This is a genomic window from Acinetobacter sp. ANC_7654, from assembly GCF_056779855.1.
Map to the genome: position 1 here is coordinate 57452 of NZ_JBWYIR010000005.1, position 18087 is coordinate 75538.

Annotated in this window: 19 protein-coding genes and 1 tRNA gene; 4 read left to right on the top strand and 16 right to left on the bottom strand. The window is 38.7% G+C overall.

Features of this window, described 5'->3' with window-relative positions:
• The first annotated feature begins 150 nt into the window (after positions 1–150).
• On the top strand, positions 151–1377 hold the full coding sequence (locus AC1M86_RS07270; RefSeq protein ID WP_035265512.1) for a pyridoxal phosphate-dependent aminotransferase: 1227 nt from the start codon (positions 151–153) through the stop codon (positions 1375–1377).
• A gap of 496 nt (positions 1378–1873) precedes the next feature.
• Here the strand turns inward: AC1M86_RS07270 and AC1M86_RS07275 are convergent, their stop codons facing one another.
• Entirely contained in the window at positions 1874–2317 is a 444-nt protein-coding gene (locus tag AC1M86_RS07275; protein WP_481587793.1) for a hypothetical protein, read from the bottom strand.
• Positions 2318–2556: 239 nt separating this feature from the next.
• Between AC1M86_RS07275 and AC1M86_RS07280 the strand changes: the two genes are divergently transcribed.
• Positions 2557–2632: transfer RNA gene (locus tag AC1M86_RS07280), tRNA-Asn, on the top strand.
• 87 nt (positions 2633–2719) lie between these two features.
• Here AC1M86_RS07280 and AC1M86_RS07285 read toward each other — a convergent pair.
• From AC1M86_RS07285 to AC1M86_RS07335, 11 genes are all read right to left on the bottom strand, one after another.
• Positions 2720–3373: a MiaE family protein gene (locus AC1M86_RS07285; RefSeq protein WP_180028430.1), complete on the bottom strand. Its 654-nt coding sequence runs from the start codon at positions 3371–3373 to the stop codon at positions 2720–2722.
• 14 nt (positions 3374–3387) lie between these two features.
• Complete coding sequence (gene pdxJ / locus AC1M86_RS07290; protein WP_035267175.1) at positions 3388–4113, bottom strand: pyridoxine 5'-phosphate synthase; 726 nt, start codon at positions 4111–4113, stop codon at positions 3388–3390.
• 9 nt (positions 4114–4122) lie between these two features.
• Complete coding sequence (recO, locus tag AC1M86_RS07295; protein WP_481587792.1) at positions 4123–4836, bottom strand: DNA repair protein RecO; 714 nt, start codon at positions 4834–4836, stop codon at positions 4123–4125.
• Positions 4837–4848: 12 nt separating this feature from the next.
• Positions 4849–5040, bottom strand: coding sequence for an NF038104 family lipoprotein (locus AC1M86_RS07300; RefSeq protein ID WP_180028433.1), 192 nt, complete (start codon positions 5038–5040; stop codon positions 4849–4851).
• Positions 5041–5069: 29 nt separating this feature from the next.
• Entirely contained in the window at positions 5070–6098 is a 1029-nt protein-coding gene (gene era, locus AC1M86_RS07305) for a GTPase Era (protein ID WP_035267178.1), read from the bottom strand.
• Positions 6095–6796 carry a ribonuclease III gene (rnc, locus tag AC1M86_RS07310; RefSeq protein ID WP_035267179.1) on the bottom strand — a complete coding sequence of 234 codons (702 nt, stop codon included), beginning with the start codon at positions 6794–6796 and terminating at the stop codon, positions 6095–6097. The genes era and rnc overlap by 4 nt, the downstream gene beginning before the upstream one ends.
• On the bottom strand, positions 6768–7142 hold the full coding sequence (locus tag AC1M86_RS07315; protein ID WP_035267180.1) for a DUF4845 domain-containing protein: 375 nt from the start codon (positions 7140–7142) through the stop codon (positions 6768–6770). The genes rnc and AC1M86_RS07315 overlap by 29 nt, the downstream gene beginning before the upstream one ends.
• A gap of 25 nt (positions 7143–7167) precedes the next feature.
• The gene (gene lepB, locus AC1M86_RS07320) at positions 7168–8022 is read right to left on the bottom strand and encodes a signal peptidase I (RefSeq protein WP_481587791.1); all 855 of its coding nucleotides are present in this window, start codon (positions 8020–8022) and stop codon (positions 7168–7170) included.
• A 16-nt stretch (positions 8023–8038) separates the two neighbouring features.
• Positions 8039–9856 (bottom strand): translation elongation factor 4, encoded by a 1818-nt coding sequence (gene lepA / locus AC1M86_RS07325; protein WP_180028436.1) that lies wholly within the window; start codon positions 9854–9856, stop codon positions 8039–8041.
• A 163-nt stretch (positions 9857–10019) separates the two neighbouring features.
• A complete protein-coding gene (locus AC1M86_RS07330; protein WP_180028437.1) occupies positions 10020–10481 on the bottom strand; it encodes an acyl-CoA thioesterase in 462 nt (153 codons plus the stop codon).
• Between the two features lie 112 nt (positions 10482–10593).
• The gene (locus AC1M86_RS07335; protein ID WP_481607641.1) at positions 10594–11979 is read right to left on the bottom strand and encodes a Do family serine endopeptidase; all 1386 of its coding nucleotides are present in this window, start codon (positions 11977–11979) and stop codon (positions 10594–10596) included.
• 233 nt (positions 11980–12212) lie between these two features.
• Here AC1M86_RS07335 and nadB point away from each other — a divergent pair, with 233 nt between their 5' ends.
• On the top strand, positions 12213–13844 hold the full coding sequence (gene nadB, locus AC1M86_RS07340; RefSeq protein WP_416224321.1) for an L-aspartate oxidase: 1632 nt from the start codon (positions 12213–12215) through the stop codon (positions 13842–13844).
• Positions 13845–13880: 36 nt separating this feature from the next.
• Here the strand turns inward: nadB and AC1M86_RS07345 are convergent, their stop codons facing one another.
• The 4 genes from AC1M86_RS07345 to pabC form a co-directional block, all read right to left on the bottom strand.
• Positions 13881–14300, bottom strand: a complete 420-nt coding sequence (locus tag AC1M86_RS07345; protein WP_481587789.1) for a PaaI family thioesterase — start codon at positions 14298–14300, stop codon at positions 13881–13883.
• 62 nt (positions 14301–14362) lie between these two features.
• Positions 14363–14986 (bottom strand): dTMP kinase, encoded by a 624-nt coding sequence (gene tmk, locus AC1M86_RS07350; RefSeq protein ID WP_481587788.1) that lies wholly within the window; start codon positions 14984–14986, stop codon positions 14363–14365.
• A 14-nt stretch (positions 14987–15000) separates the two neighbouring features.
• Positions 15001–16050 (bottom strand): endolytic transglycosylase MltG, encoded by a 1050-nt coding sequence (gene mltG, locus AC1M86_RS07355; RefSeq protein WP_481587787.1) that lies wholly within the window; start codon positions 16048–16050, stop codon positions 15001–15003.
• Between the two features lie 5 nt (positions 16051–16055).
• Entirely contained in the window at positions 16056–16865 is an 810-nt protein-coding gene (gene pabC / locus AC1M86_RS07360; protein WP_481587823.1) for an aminodeoxychorismate lyase, read from the bottom strand.
• Between the two features lie 152 nt (positions 16866–17017).
• On the opposite strand from pabC, the gene AC1M86_RS07365 reads away from it, so the two are divergent.
• Positions 17018–18025 carry a sulfate ABC transporter substrate-binding protein gene (locus AC1M86_RS07365; protein WP_481587786.1) on the top strand — a complete coding sequence of 336 codons (1008 nt, stop codon included), beginning with the start codon at positions 17018–17020 and terminating at the stop codon, positions 18023–18025.
• The last annotated feature ends 62 nt before the right edge of the window (positions 18026–18087 follow it).

Here is an 18087-nt window from a genome sequence, read left to right on the forward strand (position 1 = left end):
GTTTAATGTGGATATGTATCATTGCATTAAAATTCGGTGAATTTCGTGATTTTTTGCTAATTTGCCTAGATATTGGACGACTAAAACATTCAATTTAAGCTAAGATAGTGTGCTTTTTATTTTTTAATCCCTATAAGAAGGAATACTGCCGTGGACGTACGTCTCTCTGATCGTGTCAATGCCATCAAACCGTCCCCAACGCTTGCTGTGACCAATAAAGCTGCAGAACTTAAAGCTGCTGGTAAAAACGTTATTGGCTTAGGTGCAGGTGAACCGGATTTCGATACACCACAACACATCAAAGATGCAGCAATTGCAGCGATTAACAACGGTTTCACTAAATACACCGCAGTTGACGGTACGCCAGGTCTTAAAAAAGCAATTATCGCTAAATTAAAACGTGATAATAACCTTGATTATGCTGCTAACCAGATTCTCGTTTCTTGTGGCGGTAAGCAATCATTCTTTAACCTTGCGCTTGCATTGTTAAATAAAGGCGATGAAGTAATCATCCCTGCTCCATTCTGGGTAAGCTATCCAGATATGGTGATCATCGCAGAAGGTGTGCCAGTTATTGTTAAATGTGGTGAAGAACAACGTTTCAAAATCACACCAGCTCAATTAGAAGCTGCAATTACTGATAAAACTCGCCTAGTTGTTTTAAACAGCCCATCTAACCCAACAGGTATGATTTATACCAAAGAAGAATTAGAAGCATTAGCTGAAGTTCTTCGTAAATATCCTGAAGTATATGTTGCTTCTGATGATATGTACGAACCAATTCGTTGGGACGACGAGTTTTATAACATTGCTACAGTTGCACCAGATCTTTACGATCGCGTAATCGTTCTCAACGGTGTATCTAAAGCATATGCAATGACAGGTTGGCGTATCGGCTATGCAGCAGGTCCTGCTAAATTAATCGGCGCAATGAAGAAAATTCAATCACAATCTACTTCTAACCCAACTTCAATTTCGCAAGTTGCGGCAGAAGCTGCATTGAATGGTCCTCAAGATGTACTTAAACCAATGATTGAAGCTTTCAAACGCCGTCATGATTTGGTTGTTAATGGCTTGAATGATATCAAAGGCATTACATGCTTACCTGCTGACGGTGCATTCTATGCTTATGCAAACATTCGTCCATTGATCCGTGCAAAAGGTTTAAAATCTTGCACAGAATTCTCTGCATGGTTATTGGAAGAAACTGGTGTTGCGGTTGTTCCTGGTGATGCATTCGGTTTAGGCGGTTATATGCGTATTTCATATGCAACAGCAGATGAAGTATTGGTTGATGCGCTTGCACGTATCAAAAAAGCAGCTGACTCAATCGAAGGCGTAGATGCAGCAATTGCTTCTATCGCAGCTGAAAAATAATCTGATAAATTAATCAGATCAAAAAACCCGCGATTTTCGCGGGTTTTTTTTATTAAATCTAAACCCCTTCATGCACCTACATAACCCAATACGCAACATAAAACCTTTTGGTTAATACGCTCTCTCACTGAAGCGAAAAAAGTGTGCTTTTAGGATTGGATAAACGTCGGAGGTTTTTTTAAAGCTATCCAAACATGATCCATCAGTGATCCAAATAGAATATTGAAATTTAAACACTATTCATAGTATCGATAGCTCATTCTGAAAGATCATATTTATCACTGAAAAATCCCATTTATAGATATGCTTTGCACCATCATATAGAAGTTGGAACTGATCTAAGTAACCATAATATGGGATTTAATTAATGAAAAATAAGTTCTAGAAACACCAATTCACCCTACTAAAGAAGATAAAATGACACAGGCTAACTTGGACTATATTAAAAAAAAATCAATTCACTCAACAATTTCAGATTTGACTTGTGAAAATTTGCCTAAACTGCAAGCTGTTTATTAAACAAATGCTTTGAAGGACGAGAACAACTTAGGCATTCAACATAATATTTAAGTGGTGACTTTAATAAAATCTCACTCACCGCATTCGATTCATTTAACCAAGCAAGCGATTTATTCGTGCCAAGAATGGCATTCCCTTTTATGGAGTAGATATAGACTTTATTTACGTTAGGTGTTAAGTCATTTGCTGCCAAATATTGTTCAAGCGTGAATGATTGATCTTGATCAACAGACCATTTTTCAGAAAACCACAGCTGTAATAACTCACCCAAAACCAGATGATGTTTTTTAAAAGGAAATACATCAATTACCGCGCCCTCTACTTCAATGAAATAAGAACTAGGCGAATTCAAGATAGACAGGTAATTTTGTTTATAGAATTCAAGATTAGAAAAGATCTGAGAAATGGTAAGCGTATTCATTCGCTTTCTCCTATTTTAGCCATTTAGTGCTGGCAAGTTGGTATAAATCCACACTGCTTAAAACTCTGTTTCAAGCGCTCTGTTGTTAAATAAATCTAACAAGCTCATTCTAAATTGGCAAGTAAATTTAAAAAAAACATTTTATTTGAGCAAATAAACAACATGCGGCTCAAAAGTGACAATTGTATGGCAATTTACACTTGACCCAATCTTAAATCCCCTTATAATCGCATTCAGATTCTCCAATAGCTCAGTCGGTAGAGCGACGGACTGTTAATCCGCAGGTCCCTGGTTCGAGCCCAGGTTGGAGAGCCAAATACTAAAAAGCCCAAGCATTTAAGACTTGGGCTTTTTTTTATGTCAAAAAAATCCCCCACTTGGGAGGATTTTCTCAACCATATTTTAAGCTGCTTTTGCTGGAACTCCACTGTGAAAACGGAAGGTTTCATCAGGTGTTAAGATGAGTTGCTTTTCAACTTCACGAATGTGCTCTATACGACTTTGAATATCCTCCTCAGGATCTTTCAATTTCGCAGTTTTAGCCACATCCAGAGCTAGAGCCAAATAATCCTCATAATGGCGTGATTCAGATTTTAGTAAGTAGCGATAATAGCGCCCTAATTCCTCATCGACTCTAGGCGCTAATGCATAAAAACGTTCACATGAGCGTGCTTCCACAAACGCACCAATAATTAAAACATCAATTAGCGCTTCTGGTTCATACGTCCGAATTTCTTTGCGTAAGCCACCCGCATAACGCCCAGCACTTAAACCGACCCATTGCTGCCCGCGCTTGTTCATAAACTCTAAAACCTGCTCATAATGCAGCATTTCCTCACGCACTAATTGAGCGAGCTTAACTTGTAAATCTACAAAAAAGCTGTATCTAAACATGAGATTCATGGCTGTACTGGCTGCTTTCTTTTCACAGTTCGCATGATCTTGCATCAAAATATCAAGATTATTTACAGCCTCATCTAACCAAGCTTGTGGAGTTTCGCAACCAAGGAAGCTTATGACAGGCTTCATTAATTCATCATAATCAATATTTGACATAGTACTCATCAATCTTATCGTGCAGCTTTGATTGCTGCTTTCATATCTTGAACTGCTTGCGTAAGTCCTTTGAAAACAGCATCGGCAATCAGAGAATGTCCAATATTCAATTCGTGTATTTGAGGAATTGCTGCAATAGGAGCAACATTGTCAAGATTAAGTCCATGCCCAGCATTTACGACCAAACCTTTAGCAGCAGCGTATTCTGTTCCACGGATAATACGTTGTAACTCTACCTGCTGTGCTTCTTCTGTTTCAGCATCTGCATAAGCACCTGTATGAATCTCAATAGTTGGCGCACCACAGGCAATTGCAGCATCAATTTGTTCAATATCAGCATCGATAAATAACGATACATCACATCCAATCGCTGCTAATTCCTGTGTAGCAGACTTAACAGCCTCAAAATTACCAACAACATCTAAGCCACCTTCGGTCGTGACTTCTTGACGCTTTTCAGGCACAAAACACACGTGATGCGGCTTTATTTCTTTAGCAAATGCCACCATCTCATCTGTCACTGCCATTTCAAGGTTCATGCGTGTTTTAAGTACAGGGCGCATGCGACGGACATCATCATCATGAATATGACGACGATCCTCACGTAAATGTAATGTAATGCCTTCAGCCCCTGCCTCTTCACAAATTAGTGCTGCCTGTACTGGATCCGGGTAGCGTGTGCCTCGAGCCTGTCTTAGAGTTGCAACATGATCAATGTTCACACCAAGCAATGCAGCCATAACATTTTCCTAATTTGATTTTGATTGAGCGTTTTGAATCCACAATTGACGACTTTTTAGTGGGCGATCACCCAATAATGAAGTAATCATTTGACGATATAATTTATTCAACAATTGTAACTGTTCAGCGTTGAAATCTGTACCATTTTCATAATTTATCATGCTGCGAATTTGCTCACCTGTCAGTGTAGCGGCACTTGAATACTGAACTGGTATGAAGCCTTCGTTTAATTGAAATTGATATTTTTGTGAAGTTAAAATTTCATTTTGGTGTGCATCTATCGAGTAATCAATCGCATAACCAAGCTCTTCTAGAAGTACGTATTCAAATTGACGAAGAATTTGCTTCAAGAATTCGTTAGGATTTGAATGTTGAGCTAATTTTTGTAAACTTTCTAATGTCTTGTGGTACTGTGCAAAAGTATCTGGCATTGCCTCTTCTAATGGACATAATCTCAATAAGATTTCATTTAAATAAAATCCTGAAAAGAATGCATCTCCATGAAAAAAAATAGGATGATTAACAATTTCTAATTTTGTGAAATTTTTTAATTCAGACTTACCTGTCGCTTGGAGTGCGATAGGCTGATATTGCGGTGGTGGAGGTTGTCTTAGTATGCCGTCAACTCGTCCATACTCTTCAGTGAATAAATGGACAACATGACTCCGCTCTCGATACTTTCGATGATGGATTAAGTATCCATGCAAAAGTTCATTTCGCATCGACTAATCTTATTATTTATCTTTTTTTAGTTCTTTTTCATCATCGTCATCACCATCGGGAATAACAGCCCCAACTACTGCTGCAGTACCTTTGACGACTCCTTTGGTGGTTTTATACGCAACTTTTACAGGAACTGTGACAACTTTATGAATGCAACCTTGTAAAACCAAAGCACATACAATTATCGCAACCATCTTCATCATCATCATCAGCTCCTATAACCGTTTAATCCTTAGATATCACTATATCCTAGGCTTTTTAATGCACGCTCATCATCAGACCAACCGCCTTTGACTTTAACCCAAAGGGTGAGCATGATCTTTTCTTCGAACATTTTTTCCATATCAGCACGTGCATCCATACCAATTTTTTTCAACTTTGATCCTTTTTCACCGATGACAATGGCTTTTTGCCCAGGGCGATCAACAAAAATCGTAGCATCAATATAGGTACAAGCAGGCTTCATACGACCAGTTTTCTCATTTAAAGTCGCTTCTTCTGTTTTAAACGATTCAATTTGAACCGTTAAATCATATGGAAGCTCTTCACCCAGTTGACGCATGATTTTTTCACGAATAATTTCAGAAGCTAAGAAGCGCTCAGAACGATCTGTGAGTTGATCTAGTGCATACAATGGTGGTTGAAACGGTAAGTATTTTTCGATCGTATCACGAAGATGATCAAGGTTAGCGCCACGCAATGCCGATACTGGAACGATCTCAGCAAAATTCATTAATTTAGTACGCTCTTGAATTAATGGTAATGCCTGATTTTTATTCTCAAATGTATCCAATTTATTAATGACCAAGATGACAGGCATTTCGGCATTTTTGAGCTTCTCAAGGACTAATTCATCATTTTGAGTCCATTTGTCAGCGTCTACAACAAACAGTACAAGATTTACATCACGCAAGGCTGAATGAGCTGCACGATTCATCATTTTATTGATAGCACGGACTTCTTTCTTATGCATTCCAGGGGTGTCAACAAATACTGCCTGAGATTTCTCACGCGTATCAATGCCCACAATCTTGTGTCGAGTTGTTTGAGGCTTACGAGACGTAATCGAAAGCTTCTGACCCAAAATATGGTTCATTAATGTAGATTTACCTACATTCGGACGACCTACAATTGCTACAAAGCCACTTTTGTAGTCTGAGGGAATTGTAGTACCTTGAGAACTAAAAAATTGATTGATTAAATCATTGCCGCTGTCTTGCGACTCGTGATCAGCATCGATGTGATCGGAATGAGTAGTCATGAAGACTTTTGCTCCAAAAATTTTAAAATTTCCGCCGCTACTGCTTGCTCAGCAAAACGACGACTTGAACCCTCACCCATACATTTTGGCAAGCCTTCAACCATACATTCCACTTTAAAATGTTGGTTTGGTGCATCACCCTGAATATCAACAACCTCATACACTGGGAGAGGTTTTTTACGAGCTTGAAGATACTCTTGTAAACGGGACTTAGGATCTTTCAATTGATCTGTTGGTTCAATATGATCTAAATAAGGTTCATACCATTTCAACACAATTGATTCTAACAACTTTAAATCTTGGCTATCAGTATAGATTGCACCAATAATCGCTTCGACTGTGTCAGCGAGTATCGACTCTCTATGATGACCACCAGATTTTAATTCACCAGTACTGAGTATTAAACTCTGACTAAGTTTCAAATCTGTTGCAATTTTGCCTAACGCTTCTTGTCGAACCAAAGTAGCTCGCATACGCGTCAGACGACCTTCGTTTTCATGTGGATAAGCATGATAAAGGTAATTGGCAATAATCATACCTAACAATGAATCGCCTAGAAACTCTAGGCGTTCATAGTTATGTTTATGGCTAACCGATCGGTGTGTCAATGCAAGTTGAAGTAATTCAATTTTCTTAAACTGATAACCGATGCGACTCAGTAAGCGAGAATCACTTACTTTGAACTGACCTTTGATCAAAACTTTTCTCGAATGTGAGGACTAAATCAATATTAAATAAGAATGGCTTTCTTACTTCATATTTCTTTGTCACTTGTAAACCTTGTTTAGATTTGACAGTCGCAATATCTTTGAACTCAATGTCACGGATATTGTTCATGCTAAATTTCTGCCCCATTGTTGAAGCAAACTGTTGTGGTGTTGTCGCCTTTGAGCTGATTGCAACTTGTTCTTCAATCAATTGATTGATTAGTCGGTCATCCCAATAAGGCTGCCACAATGCTACGAGCACTTTAAGTCCAAATGCCGCAACAATTACCCCTAATAAAATCGCTGTATACGATGCACCGCGTTGAGTGTTACGCATTTTTTATTATCCATATATTTGAAGATTACTGAATTTGACCATTACGACTGAATGATGGCAATTTCAAACCAGCTTCTTTATGCATCCATACATAAATTGCTTGTCCTGTTAAATTTGCCTCAGGTACGAATCCCCAGATTCGACTATCAGCACTCTGATCACGGTTGTCACCCATGGCAAAATAATATCCTTTCGGAACAGTTACTTCCCAGCTTTGACCATTTGTTCTCACAAAGCGATCATTCGCAGTGGCAACATAAGGAAGATCTTGTTTGGTTTGTGCATAATTGAAATGCGCAATAATCGGGTTTTGACCTTCCAAATTACGAACCAAATACTTATGATCACCTAAAGTTTCATAATGATAAATTGAATTTGGCGTGTCTGAAACATCTTTTACACGATTAAATTCAGCCGATTCCGTTACAACTTTTTCACCATTGATGGTTAATTGATTATTCTCAAAAACGATATGATCACCAGGTAAACCAATAATACGCTTAATATAGCTAATTGATGGGTTTGGTGGATATCTAAATACCGCCACATCACCACGTTCAGGCTCATTGACATTCAAGACTTTGGTGTTGCTAATCGGTAAACGAACACCATATTGATATTTGTTCACCAAGATATAATCACCCGTTTCCAATGCCGGAACCATGGATTCAGAAGGAATATTATAAGGTTCAAAGAAGAATGAACGCAGCACTAACACAACTGCAAGTACAGGCCAAAAATCATATGCCCATGTAATAATGAAATTTTCATTCCCTTTTCCTTTGGTTGCTCTTTGTTTGAGCACCAATTTATCCAGCAACCATAATCCAAAAAAGATTAGGGTTGCAGGTACGAGAATGAGGTTAAAATCAAAATCCATGGGATATTCCTTGTTGTTATCGCTCTACTTTTAACACAGCTAAGAAAGCTTCTTGTGGGATTTCTACACTACCCACCTGCTTCATACGTTTCTTACCTTCTTTCTGTTTAGCGAGAAGTTTCTTCTTACGTGAAACGTCACCACCATAACATTTTGCCAATACGTTCTTACGCATTGCTTTTACTGTTGAACGAGCGATAATTTGAGCACCAATCGCAGCTTGAATCGCCACATCAAACATTTGACGAGGAATCAAATCTTTCATTTTTTCTACAAGTGCAATACCACGATGACGCGCATCTTGACGGTGACAAATCATTGCCAATGCATCAACTTTTTCACCGTTGATCAAGACATCTACTTTTACAAGAGAAGAAGACTCAAAACGGACGAAGTTGTAATCTAATGATGCAAAACCACGTGAACATGATTTCAATTTATCGAAGAAATCCATCACGACTTCAGCCATTGGTATCTCAAATGTAATGGCTACTTGATTTGCCATAAATTTCATGTCTTTTTGAACACCGCGTCGTTCAACGCACAACGTCATTACATTACCAAGATATTCTTGTGGCACAAGGATATTACATTCTGCGATCGGCTCACGAAGGTCTTCTACAGTAGATCCATCTGGCATTTTTGATGGACTGTCGATATAAACTGTCTCACCACTCTTCATAACAGCTTCGTAAATTACAGTCGGTGCCGATGAAATCAGGTCTAGATCATATTCACGCTCTAAACGCTCTTGAACAATCTCCATGTGCAGCATACCCAAGAAACCGCAACGGAAACCAAATCCTAATGCATCTGAACTTTCAGGTTCAAAGAATAATGCTGAATCGTTAATTTGCAGTTTTTGTAATGCTTCACGGAAAGGTTCAAATTCACTCGAATCAATTGGAAATAAACCAGCGTATACCTGTGGTTTAACTTTTTTGAATCCAGGTAAAGTTTCTACTTCTGGCGTTGTAGCAAGTGTAATCGTATCTCCAACTGGCGCACCAAAAATATCCTTGATACCAGCAATCACAAAGCCAACTTCACCTGCTTCTAAAATATCAGTTTCTGTATGTTTAGGATTGAAAATACCGACAGAGGTAATGATGTGCGTTTGACCTGTTGATTTCATCAACATTTTATCGCCTTTACGCACCCGACCTTGCTTAATACGAACTAAGGATACAACACCTAAATAGTTGTCAAACCATGAGTCAATAATTAAAGCTTGAAGCGGCGCTTCACGGTCACCCGTCGGAGCAGGAATGGTATTCACAAGTGTTTCTAAAACACCTTCGATTCCTAATCCAGTTTTAGCTGAACACGTAGGTGCTTCAGTTGCTTCAATTCCGATAATGTCTTCAATTTCTTGAATAACACGCTCTGGTTCAGCTTGAGGTAAATCAATTTTATTAAGTACTGGAAGAACCTCAAGACCTTGCTCAATAGCTGTATAACAGTTTGCAACTGACTGAGCTTCAACACCCTGAGCTGCGTCAACAACTAAAAGTGCACCTTCACAAGCAGCAAGCGAGCGCGAAACTTCATATGAGAAGTCAACGTGCCCAGGTGTATCAATAAAGTTCAGTTGATATTCTTCGCCATTTGGGTGTGTATAATAAAGCGTCACAGATGCAGCTTTAATGGTAATCCCGCGCTCACGCTCAAGCTCCATTGAGTCTAGAACTTGCGCTTGCATTTCGCGATCTTGCAAACCACCACAGGTCTGAATAAAACGGTCAGCTAAAGTTGACTTCCCGTGATCAATGTGAGCAATGATCGAAAAGTTACGTATATTTTTGATATTTACGGATTTTTTAGCTTGCGCCATGGGTTACCTTGAACAATAAATTGCGCTATGCATGAAATAAAAACTACATAGCAAAAGCTGTTTAACAAATTGCGGACGATTATAGCAGATGGATTTTTCAAAGTATTCATAATAATGAACACCATGTGGTGAAATATTTAATTCGTTCGACTCAAGCAATTCTTTAGTTAGCGGGTAAAGAATAATCTTGAGTGAAATCCAAAGGATTTACTACCTCAGAAATAGGCTGATAAGCTTGAGTAAATGTTGGCGATAATCGTTTAGGTCTGCCTGTCGCAATCTCTACACAGGCCCATTTGGTATTTCCCACAAATAATAATGATTGGTCTGAAGGTCTAAAAAAAGCGTACTGACGGAATGAATACATCGCATTCAAATCATTAAGCCAAGTTCTTAAAATAATTTCATCATTTTCAAAACACGCCTTTCTGTAATTCATGTGATGCTCAACTGCAACCATGGCATGTTTGAGTTCTAGATATTGCTCAACCCCTAAACCCAGTTGTTCAATATGTGCTGTTGCAACATCTTGCATCCATTTTACATACACCACATTATTCACATGACCTAAAATATCAATGTCTTGTGCTGTTGCTTTTATTTTAAGGTCAAAGATTGTACTCACTGTATTCCCTTGTATTGCGTATTCATCATCAACATTCGAAAAGAGTTTAATATAATTTTAGGGTTAAATAAAAAAGACCTTGCTATCGCAAGGCCTTTTATTCAATTCATGTTTACTTGATTCTCAATCCGATCATGGCATTTCGCCCTTCACGGATGATACCCACTCGTGCAACTGTATTCGTTTTAAGATTAGCCACCGCTTCCACAAAATCTTGTGTTGTACTTACATTCTTACCATTAATCGAGGTGATCACATCACCAGCCATAATACGAGATTGTGCCGCCAAACCTCCGCGTACAACCTCTTGAATGTAGACACCACCTTTAACACCAAGACGTGTTTTTTCAACAGGTGCAAGTTCGCGAATCGCAACACCTAGTGTAGGTCCGCGTTTTTTGGCTTCACTTACATTTTGCGCTTGTGCTGGTGTTTCATCTGGTGCTGATGCAAGTGTTGCTGAAATCGTACGTACACGTTCATCGCGCAAGATTTCTAGCTGAATTTTTTGATTTGGCTGTGTTCTATTTAAGTAATTTAGTAGCTCACTCGTTCTTGAAATTGCAGTTCCGTTGTATTTCAAAATAATATCATTTTGCTTTAAACCAGCGCGCTCTGCTGGGGAGTTTGGCGCAATTTCTGTAATTAAAGCACCTTCAGGTTTTGGTAGTTTATAAGCTTCTGCGAGGTTACGATCAATCTCTTGTAAATGAATACCAAGATATGAGCGAGTAACTTTACCTTTTTTCTTTAATTGATCTGCCACATCCATCGCTACATCGATTGGAATGGAGAATGACAATCCCATATATCCACCAGTACCACTGAAAATACGAGAATTCACACCAATCACTTGACCTTGTTGATTAAACAATGGTCCCCCAGAGTTACCAGGGTTTAATGCGACATCGGTTTGAATAAACGGAACTGATGTTTCACCCAACATATTTCTTGATTTGGCACTGACAATCCCTGCAGATGCCGAGTATTCAAAACCAAACGGTGAGCCAATGGCAAGAACAGGTTCTCCAACTCTTAATTGGTCAATATTCCCAGTCGAAAGTGCTGGGTAGTTCGTACCTTCAACTTTCAGTAATGCCACATCAGTACGTTCATCACTACCAATAACTTTGGCATCAATCTCGCGACGATCATTTAACATGATGGTGATTTGTGAAGCATTTTCTACAACATGATGGTTGGTAATCAGGTAACCATCACGGCTAATAAAAAATGCACTCCCAAAACCTGTTTTCTCTTGAGGAGCTTGGCGCTGCGGAATAATAATTTGATTGCCGAAGAATCGTTTCAGTAGTTCAGGTACTTGTTGTTGAAGAATTTCTTCTTGTGTCATTTTCTTAACAACATTCACGCTGACGACACCCGGACTTACTCGCTCTACAAGATTTGAAAAGTCAACAGTAGCCGCCGCTTGAGTTTGCACTGCCGCAGTAAAGACTGCAGCAAAAAGTCCTGATGCTATAACGCCATTTTTCATGTTAAGTGAACTCTCATTTATGATTCTTGGATAAAATAATTTTTAGCACAATCAAAATTCTCTGTGCGTAAATAAATGTTTCTATATTAATAGAAAACAATACTTTACTTAAAATATGATTAAAAACTAATAGTTCAAGTGCATAAAAAAAAATTTGATCAATCAAACTCTTGAATTTTGCTTTGAAAAAGAGCCATATTAACGCACTTTTAAAATTCAGTTTGCGAATGGAAATGCCGAAAAATACAAGTGCGCATCAATTTGATGTGATTATTGTGGGCAGTGGCGGTGCGGGTTTAAGTCTAGCACTCTCATTACCTGATCATTTTAATATCGCAGTGTTAGCAAAATCTCATTTGAAAGATGCCAGCACGTATTATGCACAAGGCGGCGTTGCAGCTGTTCTTGATGAGGCTGATTCTATTCAACAGCATATTGATGACACGCTTATTGCAGGTGCCTATCTCTGTGAAAAACAAGCTGTTCAACACACGGTTGAAGGGGGAAAACCCTCTGTTGATTTTTTACTGAAACAAGGTGTTAAATTCACACTAGATGATGAAGATAACTTACATCTCACACGTGAAGGTGGGCATTCTCAGCGCCGCATTATTCATTCTGCCGATGCAACAGGGAAAGCTATTTCAACCACTTTAGTTGAACGGGCACAAGAAAAAAACAATATTCACATCTTTGAAAATTACATTGCGATTGACCTCATTACAGCGCATAAGCTGGGGCATTTGAATCAGGAAAATCGTGCTTTAGGCTTATATGCTTTAGATGAGCAAACCGAGCAAGTGCATACTTTCTTAGCACCATTTACTGCACTGGCATGTGGCGGTGCCATGAAAGCATATTTATATACCTCTAACCCTGATATCGCTACAGGCGATGGTATTGCAATGGCATATCGTGCTGGATGCCGCGTCGCCAATATGGAATTTAATCAATTCCACCCAACCTGTTTATATCACCCTCAAGCACGTTCCTTCTTAATTACTGAAGCAATGCGTGGTGAAGGCGCTTATCTTCGTTTACCTGACGGCGAACGCTTCATGCTTCGTTTCGATGAACGTGCAGAGTTAGCACCACGTGATATTGTAGCTCGAGCTATCGACTACGAAATTAAACGATTGGGTATACGACATGTATGGCTAGATATTACCCACAAAACCCCTGAGTTCATTAAAGAGCACTTCCCTACGTTGTATGCTCGCCTACTCGAGCTGGGTATTGATATTACCAAAGATATGATCCCAGTTGTGCCAGCAGCGCACTACACCTGTGGTGGTGTCGTAGTCGATGAACATAGTCAAACGGACATTCAAGGTCTATATGCGATTGGTGAGACGTCTTATACAGGTTTACACGGCGCTAACCGTATGGCAAGTAACTCACTTTTAGAATGTTTTGTATATGGTATGAGTGCAGCAAAGCATATTCAAGATCAACATCAAAATATTATAGATCACTATGAAGTCCCTGAATGGGATGCTTCTCAAGTCATGAATCCTGATGAAGACGTTGTCATTTTACAAAACTGGGATGAGTTACGTCAGACCATGTGGAACTATGTAGGTATTGTACGAACGACCAAACGTTTAGAACGTGCATTACACCGCGTTGAAATGCTGAAACATGAAATCACCGAATATTATCAAGATTATCATGTCAGTAAAAATCTAATTGAGCTTCGTAACCTTGTGCTCGTTTCTGAAATGATTATTCGTTGTGCGATGCAAAGAAAAGAATCACGCGGATTACATTACACTTTGGACTATCCTGAGCCTTCGCAAGAATTACGAAAAACCGTACTCACCCCACCAAATTTTGAAGTGGAAACACCTTTAGTTGAGGTTTAAGTTCAAATTAAAAAAAGCGAGTTCATACTCGCTTTTTTATGCCCTTTTGGGAGGAATTGAGTAAGTTCCAGTAACGTGAGCTATCGGCTCATCATTCCCAACAGAGTACAAGTAAACCTCTCCGACAACTAGAGTTTTGCCAACTTTCATTAATTTACAAACACCCTTGATGTCACAACCACCTTTCGGTTTTTTAAGAAAGTTTATATTCATATTGGTCGTCACTGTAAGACCTACAATACCAATTTCTCCGAGTATTGCGATATACAATCCATAATCGGCTGCTGTCATCATAGTCGGACCTGAAACTGTCCCTCCAGGTCTTAAATCATTTTCATCAACATGATAAATGACTGTAGCACCACGTGGCTCTACTGACATTATTTCACATTTTTGGAGACTTTGTGGAAATTCGGTTTGTAGGAATTTGAGTATTTCTTCTTTATTACTGATCATATTGAGTCTAATCGTTCTTCCATAAACAATGACTCAATATAAATCATATTTGCATCTTTTAATTAGCATTTATGCTCAGCTTTCCATGAACTAATTCGTTCAATTGCATCATTAAATACTTGCTCAGGACTTTGTGTTGCATCAATACGCTTAACACGATTCGGCTCTAACTGCTGCAATTCAGCAAATCCTGCACGTACTTTTTCAAAAAAAGCTGCTTTTTCTTGTTCAAACCGATCCAATGCTCCACGCGCTCGTGCTCGTTGCATCCCGAGTTCTGTCGGTGCATCCAACCAAAATGTCAGGTCTGGCATTTTTAGGACAAAGTTTTGGTTTAAAAGTGCTAATTTTTCACGACTTAACCCACGACCTGCACACTGATACGCGAAACTGCTGTCACAAAAACGGTCGCATAACACAATCGAACCATTTTCAAGTGCAGGTATTATGACTTGTTGCAAATGTTGCGCTCGAGCTGCGTACATCAATAATAGTTCAGTATCATTACTCATTCTTTCTTCATGATTCACCGTCAGAAGTACGGAACGAATTTGCTCAGCGAGCGGAGTACCACCTGGTTCACGAGTTAGAACAACTTGCTTTGATTGCTCAAGGAAGTAGTCACGAATTTTATGGATCAATGTCGTTTTACCAACACCTTCTGTGCCTTCAAAGCTAATAAACACGTCTATTTTACCCCTTATTTTTTAGATCGAATCACAGCAAGATATTCTTGAACAGCGCGATTATGGTCATCTAGATTGGTACTGAATTTGTGACCTCCATTTCCAGTCGCCACAAAATAAATATAGTCAGAATGATCTGGATGCATTGCCGCTTCGATCGCTTTATCACTTGGTAATGCGATCGGTGTTGGTGGCAATCCGTAAATCGTATATGTGTTATATGGTGTCGGCGTTCTTAAATCTTTACGGGTAATGTTGCCCGTATATTCATCACCCATACCATAAATTACGGTTGGATCAGTTTGTAAACGCATACCTATTTTTAATCGACGAACGAATACGCCCGAGACTTTATCTAACTCATGATCAACATTGGTTTCTTTCTCAATAATTGATGCCATGATGAGCGCTTCATATTTATTTTTATAAGGCAAATCAGAAGCTCGATTTTCCCAGGCTTTATCTAGTGCCTTCATCTGATGTTGATACAAATCAGTTAAAATTTTACGATCTGTTTCACCCTTCGCAAAAAAATAAGTATTAGGCGCAAATAAACCTTCTGGATGTGAAAATGGAATATTCAATTCCTTTAATATTTCTGCATCACTCAAATGAACCAGCTCTTTCGTCACCAATTCATCATTTTTGAGTGCATTTTTTAACTGCTTAAATGTTGTACCCTCAATGACCAAAATTCGATTCAGTTGTGCATTTTCAGAATTCGAAATCATGTCTAGAACTTGACGGACACTCATTCCCTCTTTAACTTCATAGACTCCAGCTTTCATGCTGTCATGAATCATGAATCGTTGATAAATCTTTAAAATAATGGGAAATGAAACTTGTTTATTTTGAGCTAAACGATCAATAAATTGTGAGTAAGTATCACCATGATTAATCGCGAGCATTTGCTTTTTACCTTCTACAGGATAATCCTTCCATAGACTTGCAGATAGAATCATGGTTGCAAGCAACATTAGGCCTGCAATAATGAATAAAAGCGCTTTAGGTTTAAAGGATGTCTTGCTGTTCTTTTTCTTTGTTGATTTCTGAGGAGAGGACATAAGCTTTAAATCTGATTAAGTTGAAGGTGGTGAAAAAGATCAATACACGCTTGTGTATCTAATCGACGATCATCAAGGCAAGAGGCGATTTTCATTGGGTGGAGCGCATTACAATAAAATACACTTTGAATGTGAAGAAGTTCATTCAAATCAATTACTCTTTTTTGGAACGTTATACAATAATGATTCATACGCTCCAAAATTTCAGCACGCATCACCCCATGAACGCCATTATAACGAAGTTCAGGGCAAATCCACGTATCATTCAATCGTATAAAGCAGTTGCTGCTGATTCCTTCAACAATATAGCCTTGCACATCTGTAACTAAGGCTTCTTGAAAACCCTTCTCATCGGCTTCCTGCTTTAGTAACACTTGTTCTAACCGATTCAGTGATTTAATTCCCACCAATTGTGGCATGGTTAAACCCATCGCTCGCTCAAGTAAACCACTCACAATGACTTCATAGTGATGATCAGTCACGTTTTGCGGATAATAATACAACCAAAGATCTGCTGAATGATGAGGTAAACTGTATCCTCGTTGCCCCTCACCTCGACTCAGTACAATTTTAATGGTCCCGTTTAATTGATCATACTTTTGCTGTAAATACTGGATAGACTCAGAAATATAGTCAAGATTAGCTTGAAGTGACAATCGCTCAATGGCGGTATTCAATCTTTTTAAATGACGTTCAAATAATTCAATTTTATTATTTCGAATTCTCGCCGTGGTAAAACAGCCATCTCCATAATGGAAGCCTCGATCAAAAATAGATATTGCATCCATTGGCTTGGCATTTTTTAAACAGATCATTTCAAGCAACCTCATTCCGTTCTCATAGTGTAAAAAGTCACTCACAAAATGAATAGCTGTTTTGATCATAACTTTTTCATTTCTTCTTATTTTTTTATTTTAAAAAATTTCCCTATGCTCAAATCATCAAAAAACGACAAACACATGGGATAATGATGCGTTCTTTTAAAATTGGGGTCATTGCGGCTTTACTTTCAGTCACTTCTGTTTCCACACTCGCAAAAGATTTTTTAAATGTTTCATATGATCCAACTCGCGAACTCTATGACAACTTTAATAAAGAGTTTGGAGCATATTGGAAAAAGCAGACTGGTCAAGATTTGAATTTTAAACAATCTCATGGTGGATCTGGTAAACAAGCGCGTGCTGTCATTGATGGCCTAGATGCAGACGTTGTGACTCTCGCACTCGCAGCAGATATTGATGCCATTGCTGAAAAAACCAATTTATTACCAAAAGACTGGCAGAAAAAATTCCCACAGAACTCTACACCCTATACCTCAACCATCGTGTTTTTAGTCAAAAAAGGCAATCCCAAAGGGATCAAAGACTGGGGAGACTTGATTAAAAATGATGTTGGAATTATTACGCCAAACCCTAAGACATCAGGTGGTGCACGTTGGAATTACTTAGCAGCATGGGCTTGGGCAAAACACCAACCCGGCGGTAACGATGCTAAAGCACAAGAATTTGTACGACAAATTTATAAAAATACTAAAGTGCTAGACTCTGGTGCACGTGGTGCCACAACAACTTTTGCAGAGCGTGGCATTGGAGATGTACTCCTGGCTTGGGAGAATGAAGCGCATTTAGCACTTCGTGAACAACCTGGAAAATTTGAAATCATTACACCAACACTTTCCATTCTTGCTGAGCCCCCTGTAGCAATTGTTGAGAAAAATGCGCAAAAAGATGGCAACCTCAATGTCGCAAAAGCTTATTTGAATTATCTGTATTCTCCAGCTGGTCAAACCATTGCGGCCAAAAACTTTTATCGACCACGAAATGCAACGGTACTTTCAAAATATCAATCCGTGTTTAAACCTTTGAAATTAGTCACGATTTATAAAGAGTTTGGAGGTTGGACAAAAGTCCAAAAACAACATTTTGATAATGGCGGGATATTCGATCAAATTGTCAAAGCAAACAGTAATAAATAAAATTAAGATTTAAGCTTTAACTTATGACGTGCCGATCATATTCATGATCGGCATTTTTTTAA

What these genes read in the sequence shown, in the direction of transcription:
- nadB (WP_416224321.1), top strand. Translation starts at nt 12,213, where the DNA reads ATGCCGAAAAATACAAGTGCGCATCAATTTGATGTGATTATTGTGGGC.
- AC1M86_RS07345 (WP_481587789.1), bottom strand. Translation starts at nt 14,300, where the DNA reads ATGATCAGTAATAAAGAAGAAATACTCAAATTCCTACAAACCGAATTT.
- lepA (WP_180028436.1), bottom strand. Translation starts at nt 9,856, where the DNA reads ATGGCGCAAGCTAAAAAATCCGTAAATATCAAAAATATACGTAACTTT.
- AC1M86_RS07365 (WP_481587786.1), top strand. Translation starts at nt 17,018, where the DNA reads ATGATGCGTTCTTTTAAAATTGGGGTCATTGCGGCTTTACTTTCAGTC.
- AC1M86_RS07300 (WP_180028433.1), bottom strand. Translation starts at nt 5,040, where the DNA reads ATGATGAAGATGGTTGCGATAATTGTATGTGCTTTGGTTTTACAAGGT.
- pabC (WP_481587823.1), bottom strand. Translation starts at nt 16,865, where the DNA reads ATGATCTGTTTAAAAAATGCCAAGCCAATGGATGCAATATCTATTTTT.
- era (WP_035267178.1), bottom strand. Translation starts at nt 6,098, where the DNA reads ATGACTACTCATTCCGATCACATCGATGCTGATCACGAGTCGCAAGAC.
- AC1M86_RS07285 (WP_180028430.1), bottom strand. Translation starts at nt 3,373, where the DNA reads ATGTCAAATATTGATTATGATGAATTAATGAAGCCTGTCATAAGCTTC.
- recO (WP_481587792.1), bottom strand. Translation starts at nt 4,836, where the DNA reads ATGCGAAATGAACTTTTGCATGGATACTTAATCCATCATCGAAAGTAT.
- AC1M86_RS07275 (WP_481587793.1), bottom strand. Translation starts at nt 2,317, where the DNA reads ATGAATACGCTTACCATTTCTCAGATCTTTTCTAATCTTGAATTCTAT.
- pdxJ (WP_035267175.1), bottom strand. Translation starts at nt 4,113, where the DNA reads ATGGCTGCATTGCTTGGTGTGAACATTGATCATGTTGCAACTCTAAGA.
- AC1M86_RS07335 (WP_481607641.1), bottom strand. Translation starts at nt 11,979, where the DNA reads ATGAAAAATGGCGTTATAGCATCAGGACTTTTTGCTGCAGTCTTTACT.
- mltG (WP_481587787.1), bottom strand. Translation starts at nt 16,050, where the DNA reads ATGTCCTCTCCTCAGAAATCAACAAAGAAAAAGAACAGCAAGACATCC.
- AC1M86_RS07315 (WP_035267180.1), bottom strand. Translation starts at nt 7,142, where the DNA reads ATGCGTAACACTCAACGCGGTGCATCGTATACAGCGATTTTATTAGGG.
- lepB (WP_481587791.1), bottom strand. Translation starts at nt 8,022, where the DNA reads ATGGATTTTGATTTTAACCTCATTCTCGTACCTGCAACCCTAATCTTT.